The following is a 15448-nucleotide window of genomic DNA, read 5'->3' on the forward strand; positions in this document are numbered from 1 at the left end:
CGACCTCGGCACGCTCGTGGCCGGCGAGCTGCACGTCGCGGGCCGCGTGAAGGACCTGATCATCCTCGGCGGCCGCAACCACCACCCGCACGACGTCGAGGCGGCCGCGGCCGCGGACCACCGCGTGCGGCTCGGCGCCGCGTTCCAGGTGGACGACCGGGTGGTGCTCGTGCTGGAGGTCAACCCGTGGTCCAGCGTGGACGGTCTGGAGGACGCGGTGCGTTGGGCCGTGCGCACCGCCTGCGAGCTGGAGCCGACCGAGGTCGTGCTCGTCCGCCCCCACTCGATCCCCCGGACCTCCAGCGGCAAGATCCGCCGCGCCGAGACGAGGACGCGTTACCTCGCCGGGCGGCTCAAGGTCGTCACCGCCACGACCGCGCGCGCGGCCGCGCCCCCGATCGCCGCGCCCGGCACCCGCGCCGCCACCGACAACCAGCTGCGGCTCCAGTCCTTCGACCAGCTGCACCCGGAGGACCGGTCCAACACGCTGTCCTGCGCGGTGCGACTGAACCGGAGGTTCACCGACGCCGAACCGCACGCGGCCGTCAGCGCGGCGGTCGCCCGGCACGCCGCCCTGCGCACGACCATCCGCGACGGCGTCCAGGTCGTGCACGACGAGCCGCGGTTCGGGTGGGACAGTCTGGAACTGGCCGACGAGACGGCCAGCCGCGACTTCCTCACCGTGGTCACGTACCGGCCGTTCGACCTCGCCGAGGGACCGCTCGTACGGGCCGCGACCGTCCACACCCCGACCGGCACGACGCTGCTGCTGGCCTGCCACCACGCGATCGCCGACTACGCGTCGCTGCGGATCGTGCTCGCCGACGTCCTCGCGGAACTGCTGGGCGACAAGGGTTCCGCGCTCGGCGCCGGGCCGACGACCGCGCTCGGCTGGACCGCCGAGCAGGCGAGGGAGACGCCGGAGAAGGAGGCGAAGCTGGCGCGGCTGGCGGCGCGCTGGCGCCCGCACCGTGACCAGGTGCTGTTCCCCTCGGCCCCCGCGGCGCGCCGGAGGAACCCGGCCGCCACCGTGGACTTCGCCGTCGACGCCGGCGCCCTGTACGACCACTGCAAGGAACGCGGCTTCACCCCGTTCGTCACGCTCGCCGCCGCGTACCTGCGGGCACTGCACCGCGTCACCGGCTCCCCCACGGTCACCGTGGCGACGCCGCACCACGGCCGCGCGGACACCCGGTTCGCCGGCGTGGTCGGCCACCTGGTCAACCTATTGCCGCTGCTCGGGGACTTCACCGGCGGCGACGACCTCCCGGCACTGGAGGCGCGCACGTGGCGCGGACTGCGGGACGCGCTCGCCTGCGCGGACGTGCCGTTCCCGCGCCTGGTGCGTGCCCTGTCCCCCGCGCGGCACGGCCAGAACCCGTTGCTCCAGGCCGTGATCACGTTCCAGCAGTCCGCCGGCGGCCGGCTCGGCGACGGGTTCCCCATCCCCTGGAACGGCGCGCGCGCCACCGTGTCCGGTGTGGACATCGAGGTCGTGGACGTGCCGCCCCGGGACGCGGCGTTCGCCCTGAGCCTCCACGGCGCCCGCGACGACGACCGGCTCGTGTTCCGCCTGGTGTACCAAAGGAACCTGGTCGGCGAGGCGACGGCACGCCGGGTCGCTGACGAGTTCCGGCTCGCCCTCGCCGAGGCGGTGCGGCCGGCCGCGCCGGCGGCGGTGATCACGTCCACCGACCTCACCGAGCGGATACCGGACGTTGTGCCGGCGCTCCTGGTGGACGAGCCGGTCGTGTTCCGCGAGCCGCGTGCCGACCGCGTTGAGCTGAGCGCGGTCGACCAGCTCCCGACCGACCACGACGGGAAGGTGGCCACGGAGCGGCTGCCCGCACCCACCGTGGCGAACTGCCCGCGGGCCGTCGGGAGCGACCCGGGCACGGGCACGGAGGTCCGGCTCCTGTGCGGTTTGTTCGAGGAGGTGCTGGGCGCGACCGGGATCCGGCCGGACGACTCGTTCTTCTCGGTCGGCGGCGACTCGGTCATCGCGCTGCGGTTGCGGGCGACGGCGCTGGCGCACGGCATCGCGGTGGATCTGAGCGACCTGTACACGTTGCAGACGCCCCGCGCGCTCGCCGCCCGCCTGGACCTGCCCGCCGGCACCACGACGACCGAGGTACCCGCGCCGCTGACCCCGTTCGCGCTGGTCACCCCAGCGGATCGCGCGGCGACGCGCTGAGCGCGGTGGTGCTGATCCCGCGCTCAGCGCCGGCGGTGCCGCCATCTCGTCGAGCCGAGTAGCCCGGTGCGCGGCTCGACCCGGCCGAGGACGGCCGCGGTCAGGTCCGGCGACGGCGGCTCGTCGTCCCAGCCGCCGGTCAGCGCGGACGCGGCCACGTACCAGTCCTGGCAGGACCGGCAGTCCTCGAAGTGCTCGTCCGGCGCGGCCGGTTCCGCCTCTCCGTCGAGTCTGGCCGAGAGAGCCTCACGGCACGTGTCGCAGTCCACGGTTCTATTGTCGCGACACGCGGGCGTTCAGTTCCCGACACGCGCCGTCAACTTTCCGGCACGTAGAGGCAGAACGGGTGGCCGGCCGGGTCGAGACACACCCGAACATGTTCCTGCGGCTGGAACCCCGCGACCTCGGCCCCTTCCTCGACCGCGTGCGCCAGCTCCGCCCGCAGGTCGTCCACGGCGATGTCCAGGTGCGCCATCATCAGCTGCGCGTCCGCCGCGGCGGGCCACGCCGGCCGCCGGTACAGCTTCTCCGTCTGGAACGACAACCGGGCCGTGCCGCCGGGCTCCCGCAGCGTCACCCAGTCCGGCGAGTCGTCCACGGTCTCCCAGCCGAGCAGCCGCCGGTAGAAGTCCGCCAGCTCGCGGGCGTCGGGCGCGTCCAGCACCGTGGCGGTGTAGCTCATCGTCATGCCAGGAGTGGTTGACCCCCGCGCCTCCCGCCAAACCAGCCGGGTCGAGGAAAATGCGTGCCCCGCAAACTTGCGGACCACGCAAGTTGCGGTATGGTTGGGGTGTGAGCGGGTTGCGGGAGCGCAAGAAGCAGCAGACGCAGGAGGCGTTGAGCTGGGCCGCGCTCCGCCTGTCCGTCGAGCGGGGGTTCGGCCAGGTGCTGGTCGAGGACATCGCCGCCGCGGCCGGGGTCTCGCCGCGCACGTTCAACAACTACTTCTCCAGCAAGGCGGAGGCCATCGCCTGGCGGAACCTCAACCGGGGCCGCCAGGTGGCCGACCACATCCGGGAGCGGCCGCGCGACGAGCCGCTCTGGGAGACGGTGACCGAGGCACTCCTCACCCGGTACGGCGCCGGAGAACCCGACAAGGGCTGGACCGCGGGGGTCCGGCTCATGCTCACCGACCCGGCGTTGCTGGGCGAGTACCTGAAGGCCAACGCGGACGCGGAGCAGGAGTGGGCGGCCGCCATCGCCGAGCGGACCGGCAGCCGGCCCACCGACCTGTACCCGCGACTGGTCGCGGCGGCGATGGGGGCGGCCCACCGGGTCGCCATCGACCAGTGGCTCCGCGCCGACCCACCGGTGTCACTCGCGGTTCTCCTGCGGGACGCCCTGCGGCAGCTCGCCGCCGGACTTCCGGAACCCACGGCCCGGTAGGGCATTCCACCACCAGCCAGCACCGCGCGGTCGCCGTGCGGTGGCGTAGAAAGGCGTCCTCATGTCCGACGATATGTCCGACGATGTCGTCATCATCGGCGGCGGCCCCAACGGCCTGCTGCTCGCCGTCGAGCTGGCTCTGGCCGGCGTCCGCCCGACGGTCCTGGAACAGTACGCGGAACGACCCTCGATCCTGAAGGCGAACGGGCTCGTCGGGCGGGTCGTGCGGGCCATGGACTACCGCGGCCTGCTCGAGCGGCTCGGCGGCGGGCCGAGGCCGGTTCGCATGCCCGGCTTCCAGTTCGGCGCCGTGCCGCTCGAACTGTCCGATCTGGACGATCACGAACTCTACGCGTTACCGATTCCCCAGCTGCGGCTGGAGAAGATCCTCGCGGAACGTGCCGCCGAGCTGGGCGTGACCATCCACAAGGGACACACCTTGCTCTCGGTCGCACAGGACGACGAGCACGTGACGGCGGAGGTCGACGGCCCACGAGGGAAGTACACGCTGACCACCCGATACCTCGTCGGCGCGGACGGCGGTCGCAGCACCGTGCGCAAGCAGCTCGGCATCGACTTCCCGGGGATCACCGACGACACGTTCGTCGGCCGGTCGGGACAGGTCGCCATCGCCGCGCCGGTGGCGACCGGGGACGGCGTGCTGGAGGTGCCGGGCCTGGGCCGGCTGCGACCCCAGACCTTCACGCGCACGGACACTGGGTTGTTCGCGTTCGGCAACTTCCAGCCGGGCCGCTACCGCGTGTCCGTGCTCGAGTGGGGTCAGGAACCGCTGCCGGACAACGAGGACATGCCACTCGAGGAGCTGCGTGCCGCCGCCAAACGGGTACTCGGCGCCGACCTGCCGATGAGCGAGCCGGCCGACGCCCCGGCCGGTCTGCGCAGGCTCACCGGCATCAACTCCCGCCAGGCGGCGCACTACCGCCGTGGCCGGGTGTTCCTGGCGGGCGACGCCGCACATGTCCACAGTGGAATGGGCGGTCCAGGTCTGAACCTCGGCATGCAGGACGTGCTCAACCTGGGCTGGAAGCTCGCCGGCGCCGTGCGGGGGTGGGCACCGGCGGGCCTGCTCGACACGTACGAGTCCGAGCGCCACCCGGTCGGCCGGCGGGTCATCATGCAGACACGTGCGCAGATGGCGCTGACCGTGCCCGACCCGAACGTCACGGCACTGCGCGAGCTGATGACCGAGCTGTTCGCCGACAAGCACACGCGCCAGCACGTCGCCGACCTGATGGCCGGCACCGATGTCCGTTACGCCACAACGGACGACCACCCCCTGTCCGGTCGCCTGATGCCGGACCTGGCGCTGGGCGGCGGAACGCGCGTGGCCGAGCTGCTGCGCCGGGCCCGCCCCCTGCTCCTCGACCTCGGCGGCGCACCCGGTGGGGCGGCCGGGTGGGCGGACCGCGTGGACACCGTCACCACGACCGCGCGGAGTTCGTTGGCGGCGGCGCTGGTCCGCCCCGACGGCTACGTGGCGTGGGCGAGCGACGGCGGCACGGCGGGGCTGGCGGACGCCCTGCGCACGTGGTTCGGCGAGCCTCAGAGCAGGTCACGCACGGCCTGAACGACGGCGTCCGGCTGCTCGATGTGGGCGTACTGGTGTGAGGCGCCGTCGAGCAGCCGGTGTTCCCCACGGGTGAAGGAGGCGGCGATGGCCACGTGGAGCTTGCGGATCCCGTCGTGGGCGAGGGTCATCTGCTCCTCGGTGAGGAAGTTGGCCCAGTAGGGGTTCCGCCCGGTGGCGCTGAGCACGATGGCCGGCACGTCGGGGACCGGGCCGCCCTCGCGCAGCTCCGCGTGGACCTCGGACTCGAGGTTCGCCGCCTCGGACAACCCGGTGCGCCAGTGCGTGACGTGGTACTCGACCAGCCGGTCCCGCGCGTCGCCGGGCCAGGCCGCGTAGAGGTGCGCGTAGGCGGTGCGGGCGGCGTCGACCTGCTCGGGCGTGAGGTCCTGGGGGGCGCCGGTCTTCATCCGCTCGTTCAGCTCGACCGCTTCGGGCGGGAGGAAGTCGAACATGTCCTCGTGCCCCGGGTCGAGGAGCAGCAGGCCGGCGACGTCGGAGGGGAACAGCTGGGCGAAGCGCCGGGCGTAGAGGGCGCCCATGGAGTGCCCGACGAGCACGTGCGGCCCCGCCTGCCCGACGACGGCGAGCAGCTCGTGCAGCTCGGTGGCGACGGCGGCGGCGCTGCGCGGCAGGTCGACGGGGTCGCTGGCCCCGGTACCGGCGCGGTCGTACAGGAGGCTGGCCGCGAAGGGCGCGAGCCGGTCGTGGATGTTCCAGAAGTCGAGCCCGACGAGCCCGGCGCCGGGGAGGAACACGACGCTTCCCCCGCTGCCGCCTGTCACGGCGGCGAGGTTGCGGTCGTTGACCAAGTACGTTCTCATGTTTGCGAACGATATCAGATGTGAGAACATCTTGCTTGTGGAAACTTCCGAGTTGCTGGTTCACCCTGTCAGGTTGCGGATCGTGCACGCACTGTCCGGCGAGCCGATGACCACGGCGCAGCTGTGCACCCGCCTGCCGGACGTCTCCCAGGCGACGGTGTACCGGCACGTGGGCGTACTGGCGGACGCGGGCGTCCTGGAAGTGTCGGGGGAACAGCGAGTACGCGGAACGGTGGAACGCACCTACCGCCTACGAAAGGAAAAGGCGACCATCGACGCGGAAACCGCGGCCGCCGCGACGGTCGACGACCACCGCCAGGCATTCACGGTGGCGATGGCCACACTGATCGCGGAATTCACGGCATACCTGAACGGCGACGCCAACCCGGCCGAGGACCTGGTGGGCTACCGCCAACACGCGGTATGGCTGACCCACGAGGAACTGGAGGCACTGATCACCGACCTCCGCACGGCGATCCTCCCCCGACTGCGGAACACACCGGCTCCCGGCCGCCGCCAACACCTGCTGAGCCCCATCCTGTTCCCCACGGTCAAACTCCTCGACGAGCCAACGTGACGGCGTGCGCCGCCTCGGCCAGCACTTCCTGACACCGCCGCAACACTTCGGGCGTCATCCCAATGGACAACTCCATGGACCCCAACGCGACGATCTCGACACTGTCCCCACCCGGATCCACCCGAAACTTGATCTTCGTGTCATCGAGGAGGTTGACGTAAGCCCCACCCCGCACTGGTTCTCGATCCACCGTCAGCCTCCTCAGCCTCACTTCCAAAAAGAGTAACTTACGTACGTAGTCGCGCTCACCTGGCCAAAAGAGTGAAACTACGGACGTAAAAGGCGTCATTTGTGGGAAACTCGTGGCAATTGGCAGGAAGGGGCGCCTGCGATGAAACCCGAGCACGTGCAAGTGGCGGCGACACTGCGCCGTATGCGCGAGGAGGCGCGGGTCACGAGGGATGAGGCCGCTTTGGTCCTGGGCTGCACGAGGTCCAAGATCGGCGACCTGGAGACCGGCCGGTCCAAGCCCAAACCTGTCGAGTTGGAACGTTTGCTCGACCACTACGGCATTTCCGGCCCGGAGCGCGACGAGATGATCGAGTTCGCGCGGTCCTCGCGAGTCCGCCGCAGACCAAGCCCGTACACGACCGCCGTCATCCCGGCGACCGTCCGTCGCGCCGTCGATCTGGAGGCCCAGGCGATCTCGACGGTCTTCTTCTCACCCGAGCTGATTCCCGGACTGTTGCAGACACCGAACTACGCCAAGGCGTTGCTCGAGTGGTCGTGGGAGAACCAACCCGAGGACGTCGCCAAACGGTTGGAGCAGAGGATGGAGCGGTTCGCCGTGCTCACCCGGAGCCACCGCCCGCCGTTGCGTTACTGGTGCATCCTTGGCGAAGCCGCTCTGCGCACCAAGATCGGCGGCCCGAAGAGCATGCAGGAGCAGATCGAGCACCTCGTGCGGTTGAACCGCACACTCGGCAACCTGGTGATCCAGATACTGCCCCTCGGCTCCGGACCGCACGCGTTCCTCGGTGTCACGGTCACCATGCACCGCTTTCCGGCGCCGGCACCGGACATGATGATTCTGGAAGGGTATGGCTGGGAAGCCGTTCGCGACGAACCAACCCAGCTCGCCCAGGCAGCGCATCACCTCGATCTCGTCCGCGCCAAAGCACTCGGTCTCGAGGACAGCACCGAGTTCATGGAGCGAGTTCGGTACGAGATAATCGAAATGGATCCGTGACCGTCGTGCGATCCCCGGCCCATCCAAACATGCCGACGAGAATGAATGGCTCATCCCAACGCGCACGAGCAACAGCGCCCACATCCGAGAAAGTCATATTCGAAGACGGCGCCGTGTTCGTAGGAAACAGTTCGCGACGAAGTGACGGAACGGCGAGATTCACTTACGAAGAGTGGGGGTTGCTGACCAGCGCCCCTTCCCACGAGCACCTTGGGTGAACAGCCGCGATGACAGCGCCCTGTGAATAGGCAGGTGAAGGCGACGCTTTCGGAAAGGCGCCTTCGAACCGGCTCCTCGTGACAAAAGGCGGAAGCCTAACAGGACGCGTGACAGAACAGTGGACGGACCCGGCAGCCAAGCTGCGAAGTAGGTCCAATAGCATCTCGTCACCGTCCACAGGGGGACGGACGCCAGCACAGACCGCAGAAATCTCGACTTGAGTCGTATCATATTCGCAGACGGGAAGGTCGCATGCCGAAGAAGATGAATGAGTGGTTTCTACCCAGCCGAACCCACAATGGGGGAACCTGTGTGGAGACGAAATTCACCGATGATTCCGTGTTCGTGCGGAACAATCTTCGGCCTGGTGCGGGCACAGCGGAATTCACCTACGAGGAGTGGGCGATCTTTGTTGCTGGCGTCAAGGACGGCGACTACGACCTGTAGGAGCGTGCGTCCCCGAGGGTCTACGACAGCTCCGGTGACACGTCGTTCGGGTGGTGGTGTAGGCGCACCTCGGTGATGGCGTGGTGCGCCACCGCCGTTACCTCGATCGTCCATTCGGCCAGGGCCACCCGGTCGCCCGGGTGGGTGGGAATGCGTCCCAGGGCGGTCAGGACCAGGCCGGCGATCGTGGCGTAGTCGCCTTCTGGGCGGTCTTCCAGTTCCACTCCCAGGTCGACCAGGTCGTGCACGGGAAAGGTGCCGGGTAGTTGGAGGGCACCGTCCGGGCGGGTCTGGACCGACATGACGTCCGGGTCGCTCTCGTCGTAGATCTCGCCCACTATCTCCTCCAGCAGGTCCTCCAGGGTGACTATCCCGTCTATCGCGCCGTGTTCGTTGGCCACCAGGGCGAACTGTTCGCGCTCGTCCTTGAAGCGGCGGATGGCGTCCGAGACGCGTACCGAGTCGGGGAAGACGACCGGGGGGCGGGCCACTTCCGACAGTGGGCGGGTGTCGTCCAGGAGGTCGCGGAGGGTCACCACGCCGATGACATCGTCCAGGTGACCGTCGCGCACTATGGGGGCTCTTGTGTGGCCGGATGACGCCAGGGCGTCGCGGGCCTCGGCGGTCGGGACGTCGGCGCGGAGGGTGAAGACGTTGACGCGTGGGACCAGAACCTCGCGCAGGATGCGTTCGTGGATCTCCAGGGCGCCCGTGATGATGGTGCGCTGCTCCGCGTTCAGGCCGCGGTGACCGATGACCAGGTCCCGCAGCTCCTCGGGCGTCAGCTGCTCGGCCGCCACCCGGGGGTCACCGCCGAAGATGCGGACCGTCAGGTCGGTCGTCTTGCCCAGGACCCAGACCACCGGTCTCGACAGGCGGGACAGGAAGTCCAGCGGGCGGGCGACCGCCAGCGCCCACCGCTCGGCGTACTGCATCGCCAGGCGTTTCGGGGCCAGTTCGCCGAAGACCAGCGTGAAGAACGTCAGGATCAGGGTAATCAGCGCGATCGCCACCGCCTCCTTCGCACTGCCCAGGAACGCGAACAGCGGCGCCACCGGCTCCGCCAGCGACACGGCCGCGGCCGCCGAGGCCAGGAAGCCCGCGAGCGTGATGCCGATCTGGATCGTCGCGAGGAACCTGTTCGGATCGCGGGCCAGGCGGACCAGCGTCCTGCTGGCCGCCGTGTCGCGCCGTTCCAACGCCTTCAGCTGCCCCTCCCGCAGTGAGATCAGCGCGATCTCACTGCCGGCGAACACCGCGTTCACCACCACGAGGACGCCGACCAGCACGATGTTCCACCAATAGCCACTCATGCCGTCCCATTCCTACCCGACTGGGCGACAACGGTACCCAGCCGAAGCTACGGTCGGGGAATGACTCCAGCCCAGGTCCGTTCCCGGGCGACCGGACCGACCGCGGGCCTCGCCCCCGGCTACACCCAGGCCAACCTCATCGCCGTGCCCCGGGACTGGGCCTACGACATGCTGCTCTTCGCCCAGCGCAACCCGAAGCCGTGCCCCCTTCTGGATGTCACTGAACCCGGTGATCCCCGCACGGTCCTCGCGCCCGGCGCCGACCTGCGGACCGACGTGCCGCGTTACCGCGTCTGGCACGACGGCGCCCTGACCGCCGAGCCGACCGACGCGACGGCGCACTGGCGCGAGGACCTCGTCGCGTTCCTCATCGGATGCAGCTTCACCTTCGAGTCCGCGCTGGTCGCGGCCGGGGTACGGCTCAACCACGGGCGCAACGTGCCGATGTACGTCACCAACCGGGAGTGCCGGCCCGCCGGGCGCCTGCACGGGCCGATGGTCGTCTCGCTGCGGATGATCCCCGCCGCCCAGGTCGACACGGCGGTCCGCGTCACCGCGCTCATGCCGGCCGTGCACGGCGCGCCGGTGCACGTCGGGGACCCGGGCGCCCTCGGCATCACCGACCTCGACCACCCGGACTTCGGTGACCGGCCCGTCGTCGAGCCGGGTGACGCGCCGGTGTTCTGGGCGTGCGGCGTGACCCCGCAGGCAGCGCTGATGGCCTCCCGGCCGCCGTTCGCCATCACCCACGCGCCCGGCCACATGTTCGTCACCGATGTCGAGGACACGACCTACCAGCTGTTGTAGATCGTGTCCCGTGGATGGCCCCGTGCCGACCGACAGTCACGCCACTCACCCACGAGCCACCGGCATAGTCGCACGTGGACGCCACGACCGGTCATCCCCGTCGCATGAAGCACTATGACAACCGTCATGGCGTGCGCTATCATGACAGCTGTCATAGGAGGTGGCGCGTGCGCGTGGGATTCCTCGGGCTCGGCGTGATGGGGCAGCCGATGGCGCTCAACCTCGCGCACGCCGGCACGCCGCTGGTGGTCTGGAACCGCACGCCGTCGCGGACCGGGCCCCTGCGCGACGCCGGCGCGGTGGTGGCGAGCGACCCGGCCGAGGTGTTCGCCACCACCGGCACCGTGCTCATGATGCTGGCCGACGACGCGGCCACCGACGCCGTGCTCGGCCGTGGCACGCAGGCGTTTCCCACGAACGTGGCGGGTCGCGTGATCGTCCACATGGGAACCACCGCGCCCGAGTACTCGCGACGGCTGGGCGCGGACGTCACCGCGGCGGGCGGCCGGTACGTGGAGGCACCGGTGTCCGGGTCGCGTGTGCCGGCGGCCAAGGGCGAGCTGGTCGGCATGCTCGCCGGCGACGCGGTCGAGGAGGTCCGGCCGCTGCTCACGCCGATGTGCCACGAGACGTTCGCCTGCGGCGCGGTGCCGAACGCGCTGCTGATGAAGCTCGCGGTGAACCTGTACCTGATCACGATGGTCACCGGGCTCGCCGAGGCCACGCACTTCGCGGACCGGCACGGCCTCGACCCGCACCTGTTCGAGGCCGTGCTGGCCGCGGGGCCGATGGCGAGCAGCGTGTCCCGCGGCAAGGCGGCGAAGCTCGTCGCGGGTGACTTCGACGTCCAGGCCTCGGTCGCGAACGTCCTGGAGAACAACCGGCTCGTCGCGGCGGCCGCCCGGGCCGCGAACCTCGCGTCGCCGCTGCTCGACGTGTGCCACGCGCTGTACGGGGAGGCGGCGGCCCTGGGGCACGGCCAGTCGGACATGGTCGCGGTGCTGCACGCGATCGAGGCGCGGACGGCCGCGCCGTGATCCGCGCGCTCCAACCCGACGACGCGGACGCCCTGGCCGCCATGATGGCCCGGTGCTCGCCACGCACGCGGTACCAACGGTTCCACGGCGTGGTCACCGACATCCCACCCGCGTACCTGCGGCGCTGCCTGTCCGGCGAGCACACGGCACTGGTGGCCGAGGAGGACACGGAGATCGTCGGCCTCGCGAGCGTCGGCCCGGTCCTCGAGGAGCCGGACGTCCCGGAGGTGGCCATGATCGTCGAGGACGGCTGGCAGGGGCGGGGCGTCGGCCGCGCGCTCGTGGCGGCACTGGTGGAGAAGACCGGCGTCGCGGTGGTGCGGATGGAGCTGTGCCGGACCTCGCTGCTGGCCTACGTGACCGCGAGCTTCCCGGTGGTGGGCAGCCAGGGGTACGGCTGCGACGTGACGGTCGACGTGGACGTCCGGTCAGTCGTCCAGTAGCGGCGCCAGCTCCGCGACGACCGTGCTGAGCGGGCCGACATCCCCGTGCAGGCGGGCCGACATGATCGCGCCCTCCAGCGTGCTGATCATCACCGTGGCGAGCCGCCTGGCGCGGCGGGCCGGCACATCCATGGCCACCAGCTCCTCGGCCACCGCGGTCTCCCAGCGCTCCACACCCGTCCGCAGGTCAGCCGTCACTGTCGAGTCGGTACCCACCAGGTCCGCGGCCGCCGCCATCAACGGGCAGCCGCGCTCGTAGCCGCGCTCGGTGAAGTCCTGCTTCCACTGCTTGGCCATGTGGGCGAAAAGCCCGGAAGGTGTGGGAGTGCGTGCGGTGCGCCGGTAGGACCGCACCCGCTCGACCGCGAAGTCCGCCGCCCACAGTACCGCCTCGCCGACCAGCTGGTCCTTGCCGCCCGGGAAGTAGTGCTGGAACGACCCGCGCGGCGCCTTCGCGTGCTCCACGACATCCCGCACGCCGGTCCCCGTGGCGCCCCGCGCACGCACCAGCTGCGCAGCGCTGTACACCATGCGTTCCCTCGGTGTGTACGCCATGGTCATCTCCCTATGACGGCTGTCATGAGGCTAGCACCCCGGCGAACGCTCCACTCCGGACCGAACACCATGCGCAACTTGCCCGCAAGTTCTGCCAATCAGGTGGCCCAGACCCGATCACTGGGCTAGGTTCAGCGTTTGGGTCGGGGATCTCCGGAGAACCCACAGATGAAGGTGGATTGCATGGCAAGTAGAAGTTTCGCGGTCGTGGGGGTCGTCGCGGCCGCCGCCCTGGTCGCCGGGGTGGCTCAGGCCTCCGCGGCGCCGATCGCCACGGACGGGCGCGCCGTCGCGGCACGGACCCATCAGGCGGCGGCACGGACGGCGGCCGACGAGACACCGTCGACGTTCGTCCCGGTCTCGCCGACGCGGGTGCTGGACACCCGCGAGAACGGCGCTCCGGTCGGTGCCGGCGGCTTGGTCAACGTGGACCTGAACGCGCTGACCCCGAGCAACGCGACCGCGGTGGTGCTGAACGTGACGGGCACGCAGCCCACGGCCAGCACGTACGTCACCGTGTACCCGGCGGGCGAGGCTCGGCCGACGGCGTCCAACCTGAACCTGGTCGCCGGGCAGACCCGCGCGAACCAGGTGACGGTGGCACTCAACTCCGCCGACCGCAGGATCTCGCTGTTCAACTTCCAGGGTGCGACGCACCTGGTCGCCGACCTGTCCGGGTACTACGTCGGGAACACGGCGTCCTCGCGGTACACCACCGTGACGCCGTACCGCGCGCTGGACACCCGCGGCAACGGCGGTCCGGTGGGTCCCGGCGGCACGCGGACGGTCGACCTGTCGACCACGCTGCCCGCCGCCGCGACCGCGGTGACGTTCAACCTGACCGCCGTGGAGGCCACGGCGGGCACGTTCGTGACGGCGTACCCGGCCGGGCAGTCGCGGCCGCTCGCGTCGAACGTCAACGTGAACCCGGGTGAGAACGTGCCGAACCAGGTCACGGTCCAGCTGGGCACGAACCGGTCGGTGACGCTGTACAACGGCTTCGGCAACGTGCAGCTGATCGCGGACGTGGCCGGGTACTACGCACCGGGAACCGGCTACGCGCTGGTCCCGTTCGCGCCGGAGCGGTGGCTGGACACCCGCGACCCGGAGCAGGCGCCGGGTCTCGACACGAGCTTCTTCCTCGGCTTGATCGTCGGTACGCCGGACATCAAGGGTGTCGTTGCCAACCTGACCGGTGCCGGCCCCACCGCACCGCAGTTCATCACGGTGTGGCCGGGTGGCGCGACGCGGCCGTTCACCTCGAACCTGAACCTGGTGACCGGTCAGGTCGCGGCGAACGCGGTCAACGTCGGGGTTGCGTTCGAGCCCAACCCCAACATCAACAACTACGCGATCGACTTCGCGAACAACAACGGCTACGTCGAGGTCATCTTCGACGTGTCCGGGATCTTCGTGGCCGCGTAGCGTTCTCTCGAACGGCGCCGGACGGTCCTCAAGACCGTCCGGCGCCGTTCCTTTTCGGAGCTTGACTCCGAGCTTGACTCAGAGCTTGACCGGGTAGGCCGGTTCCGGGACCCGCACCTTGATGCGGTTCTCCACGAAGATGCCGTGCCACAGCATGAAGACCAGCAGCGCCCACAGCTGGCGGCTGCGGTCGCGCTCGCCGGTCCGGTGCTCCTCCAGCAGGTCGAGCACCGCACGGCGGTCGAGGTGCTCGTCGGTCTGGGACTCGACGATGATCGACCGCGCCCAGTCGTACATCTCGTCACGCAGCCACAGGCGGATCGGCACCGGGAAGCCGAGCTTGCGGCGGTTGAGCACGTGCGGCGGGATGATCCGCTTCAACGCCTGCCGCAGCGCGAACTTCGTCGTCCCGCCGGCGAGCTTCATGTACCGGGGCAGGCGGGAGGCGACCTCGAACACCTCGGTGTCGAGGAACGGCACCCGCAGTTCCAGGGAGTTGGCCATCGTGACCTTGTCGGCCTTGACGAGGATGTCGCCGCGCAACCAGGTGAACAGGTCCACGTGCTGCATGCGGGCCACCGGGTCCCAGTCCCTGGACACCCGGTACCAGGGCATGGTCACGTCCTTGAACCCGATGTTCTCGTTGTAGTGGCGCAGCACCGCCCGCAGCTGCTGGTCACGGAAGTTGCGGGCGTTGCCGTAGTAGCGGTCCTCGAGCGACAGCGCGCCGCGACGCAGGAGGTCCTTTCCCCGCACGCCTTCCGGGATCTTCGTGGACACCCTGCCGAGCAGGTTGCGCATGCCGTCCGGCATCTTCTCGAAGGCCGCGAGCGACACCGGCTCGTTGTAGATCGTGTAGCCGCCGAACAGCTCGTCGGCGCCCTCGCCGGACAGCACCGCCTTGACGTACTTGCGTGCCTCGCGCGCGATGAACCACAGCGGCACCAGGGCCGGGTCGGCCACCGGATCGTCCAGGTACCACACGATCAGCGGCAGCGCGGACATCATCTCCTGCGGGGAGACGGTCTTCACCACGTGCCGCACGCCGATCGCCTCCGCGGTCTCGGCGGCGACGTCCACCTCGGAGTAACCCTCGCGCTCGAACCCGGTGGTGAACGCGATCAGGTTCGGGTTGTGCTCCTTGGCGAGCGTCGCGGTCGCGGTCGAGTCGATGCCGCCGGACAGGAACGCGCCGACGGTCACGTCCGGGTCGGAGATCATGTGCTTGCCGACCGAGTCCCGCATGACCGCGGCGATCTCGTCGTACAGCTTCTCCGAGTCGGGCACCGGCTTGGCGTCGAAGGTCGGGAAGAAGTACCGCTGGAACTGGATGCGCTGCCCGGGGCGGACGTGGAAGAAGGTACCGGACTCGACGCGGCGGATGCCGGTGTGCATGGACTCCGGCTCCGGCACGTACTGGAGGACGCGGTAGTGCTGCAGCGCA

Annotated in this window: 16 protein-coding genes; 10 read left to right on the top strand and 6 right to left on the bottom strand. The window is 70.0% G+C overall.

The window, feature by feature from the left end; all coding sequences use genetic code 11:
* Positions 1–2194, top strand: a 2194-nt coding sequence (locus ACJ73U_RS29750) for a condensation domain-containing protein (RefSeq protein WP_407781039.1), incomplete at its 5' end; no start/stop codon positions are given.
* 23 nt (positions 2195–2217) lie between these two features.
* Here the strand turns inward: ACJ73U_RS29750 and ACJ73U_RS29755 are convergent.
* Both ACJ73U_RS29755 and ACJ73U_RS29760 read right to left on the bottom strand, forming a co-directional pair.
* Positions 2218–2463 carry a hypothetical protein gene (locus ACJ73U_RS29755; protein WP_407781040.1) on the bottom strand — a complete coding sequence of 82 codons (246 nt, stop codon included), beginning with the start codon at positions 2461–2463 and terminating at the stop codon, positions 2218–2220.
* A 47-nt stretch (positions 2464–2510) separates the two neighbouring features.
* The gene (locus ACJ73U_RS29760; protein WP_407781041.1) at positions 2511–2882 is read right to left on the bottom strand and encodes a VOC family protein; all 372 of its coding nucleotides are present in this window, start codon (positions 2880–2882) and stop codon (positions 2511–2513) included.
* A gap of 104 nt (positions 2883–2986) precedes the next feature.
* Here ACJ73U_RS29760 and ACJ73U_RS29765 point away from each other — a divergent pair, with 104 nt between their 5' ends.
* Together ACJ73U_RS29765 and ACJ73U_RS29770 are read left to right on the top strand one after the other, a co-directional pair.
* Positions 2987–3580 (top strand): TetR family transcriptional regulator, encoded by a 594-nt coding sequence (locus tag ACJ73U_RS29765; RefSeq protein WP_407781042.1) that lies wholly within the window; start codon positions 2987–2989, stop codon positions 3578–3580.
* A gap of 73 nt (positions 3581–3653) precedes the next feature.
* Positions 3654–5168, top strand: a complete 1515-nt coding sequence (locus ACJ73U_RS29770) for an FAD-dependent monooxygenase (RefSeq protein WP_407781043.1) — start codon at positions 3654–3656, stop codon at positions 5166–5168.
* On the opposite strand, the gene ACJ73U_RS29775 is transcribed toward ACJ73U_RS29770, so the two are convergent.
* Positions 5144–5992, bottom strand: coding sequence for an alpha/beta fold hydrolase (locus tag ACJ73U_RS29775; RefSeq protein WP_407781044.1), 849 nt, complete (start codon positions 5990–5992; stop codon positions 5144–5146). The two genes, ACJ73U_RS29770 and ACJ73U_RS29775, sit on opposite strands and share 25 nt — an antisense overlap.
* Between ACJ73U_RS29775 and ACJ73U_RS29780 the strand changes: the two genes are divergently transcribed.
* The 3 genes from ACJ73U_RS29780 (at position 5991) to ACJ73U_RS29790 (ending at position 8424) form a co-directional block, all read left to right on the top strand.
* Positions 5991–6569 carry a helix-turn-helix domain-containing protein gene (locus tag ACJ73U_RS29780; RefSeq protein WP_407781045.1) on the top strand — a complete coding sequence of 193 codons (579 nt, stop codon included), beginning with the start codon at positions 5991–5993 and terminating at the stop codon, positions 6567–6569. The genes ACJ73U_RS29775 and ACJ73U_RS29780 overlap by 2 nt on opposite strands.
* 331 nt (positions 6570–6900) lie before the next feature.
* Positions 6901–7758, top strand: coding sequence for a helix-turn-helix domain-containing protein (locus ACJ73U_RS29785; protein ID WP_407781046.1), 858 nt, complete (start codon positions 6901–6903; stop codon positions 7756–7758).
* Positions 7759–8229: 471 nt separating this feature from the next.
* Positions 8230–8424 (top strand): DUF397 domain-containing protein, encoded by a 195-nt coding sequence (locus tag ACJ73U_RS29790; RefSeq protein ID WP_407781047.1) that lies wholly within the window; start codon positions 8230–8232, stop codon positions 8422–8424.
* 20 nt (positions 8425–8444) lie between these two features.
* Here the strand turns inward: ACJ73U_RS29790 and ACJ73U_RS29795 are convergent, their stop codons facing one another.
* Positions 8445–9737, bottom strand: coding sequence for a hemolysin family protein (locus ACJ73U_RS29795; RefSeq protein ID WP_407781048.1), 1293 nt, complete (start codon positions 9735–9737; stop codon positions 8445–8447).
* A 60-nt stretch (positions 9738–9797) separates the two neighbouring features.
* Here ACJ73U_RS29795 and ACJ73U_RS29800 point away from each other — a divergent pair, with 60 nt between their 5' ends.
* The 3 genes from ACJ73U_RS29800 to ACJ73U_RS29810 all read left to right on the top strand — a co-directional run bounded on the left by ACJ73U_RS29800 (position 9798) and on the right by ACJ73U_RS29810 (position 12024).
* Positions 9798–10544, top strand: a complete 747-nt coding sequence (locus ACJ73U_RS29800) for a putative hydro-lyase (RefSeq protein WP_407781049.1) — start codon at positions 9798–9800, stop codon at positions 10542–10544.
* Between the two features lie 167 nt (positions 10545–10711).
* A complete protein-coding gene (locus tag ACJ73U_RS29805; protein WP_407781050.1) occupies positions 10712–11581 on the top strand; it encodes an NAD(P)-dependent oxidoreductase in 870 nt (289 codons plus the stop codon).
* Positions 11578–12024: an N-acetyltransferase family protein gene (locus ACJ73U_RS29810; RefSeq protein ID WP_407781051.1), complete on the top strand. Its 447-nt coding sequence runs from the start codon at positions 11578–11580 to the stop codon at positions 12022–12024. The genes ACJ73U_RS29805 and ACJ73U_RS29810 overlap by 4 nt, the downstream gene beginning before the upstream one ends.
* Here ACJ73U_RS29810 and ACJ73U_RS29815 read toward each other — a convergent pair.
* A complete protein-coding gene (locus ACJ73U_RS29815) occupies positions 12010–12579 on the bottom strand; it encodes a TetR/AcrR family transcriptional regulator (protein WP_407781052.1) in 570 nt (189 codons plus the stop codon). The genes ACJ73U_RS29810 and ACJ73U_RS29815 overlap by 15 nt on opposite strands.
* Positions 12580–12762: 183 nt before the next feature.
* Between ACJ73U_RS29815 and ACJ73U_RS29820 the strand changes: the two genes are divergently transcribed.
* The gene (locus tag ACJ73U_RS29820; RefSeq protein ID WP_407781053.1) at positions 12763–14004 is read left to right on the top strand and encodes a hypothetical protein; all 1242 of its coding nucleotides are present in this window, start codon (positions 12763–12765) and stop codon (positions 14002–14004) included.
* A gap of 78 nt (positions 14005–14082) precedes the next feature.
* Here ACJ73U_RS29820 and ACJ73U_RS29825 read toward each other — a convergent pair.
* Positions 14083–15448, bottom strand: a 1366-nt coding sequence (locus ACJ73U_RS29825) for an asparagine synthetase B family protein (protein ID WP_407781054.1), incomplete at its 5' end; no start/stop codon positions are given.

This window comes from Actinophytocola sp., assembly GCF_045807065.1.
Taxonomy (GTDB): Bacteria; Actinomycetota; Actinomycetes; order Mycobacteriales; family Pseudonocardiaceae; genus Actinophytocola.

What these genes read in the sequence shown, in the direction of transcription:
- ACJ73U_RS29775 (WP_407781044.1), bottom strand. Translation starts at nt 5,992, where the DNA reads ATGAGAACGTACTTGGTCAACGACCGCAACCTCGCCGCCGTGACAGGC.
- ACJ73U_RS29760 (WP_407781041.1), bottom strand. Translation starts at nt 2,882, where the DNA reads ATGACGATGAGCTACACCGCCACGGTGCTGGACGCGCCCGACGCCCGC.
- ACJ73U_RS29785 (WP_407781046.1), top strand. Translation starts at nt 6,901, where the DNA reads ATGAAACCCGAGCACGTGCAAGTGGCGGCGACACTGCGCCGTATGCGC.
- ACJ73U_RS29820 (WP_407781053.1), top strand. Translation starts at nt 12,763, where the DNA reads ATGGCAAGTAGAAGTTTCGCGGTCGTGGGGGTCGTCGCGGCCGCCGCC.
- ACJ73U_RS29815 (WP_407781052.1), bottom strand. Translation starts at nt 12,579, where the DNA reads ATGGCGTACACACCGAGGGAACGCATGGTGTACAGCGCTGCGCAGCTG.
- ACJ73U_RS29780 (WP_407781045.1), top strand. Translation starts at nt 5,991, where the DNA reads ATGTTTGCGAACGATATCAGATGTGAGAACATCTTGCTTGTGGAAACT.
- ACJ73U_RS29800 (WP_407781049.1), top strand. Translation starts at nt 9,798, where the DNA reads ATGACTCCAGCCCAGGTCCGTTCCCGGGCGACCGGACCGACCGCGGGC.
- ACJ73U_RS29770 (WP_407781043.1), top strand. Translation starts at nt 3,654, where the DNA reads ATGTCCGACGATGTCGTCATCATCGGCGGCGGCCCCAACGGCCTGCTG.
- ACJ73U_RS29795 (WP_407781048.1), bottom strand. Translation starts at nt 9,737, where the DNA reads ATGAGTGGCTATTGGTGGAACATCGTGCTGGTCGGCGTCCTCGTGGTG.
- ACJ73U_RS29790 (WP_407781047.1), top strand. Translation starts at nt 8,230, where the DNA reads ATGCCGAAGAAGATGAATGAGTGGTTTCTACCCAGCCGAACCCACAAT.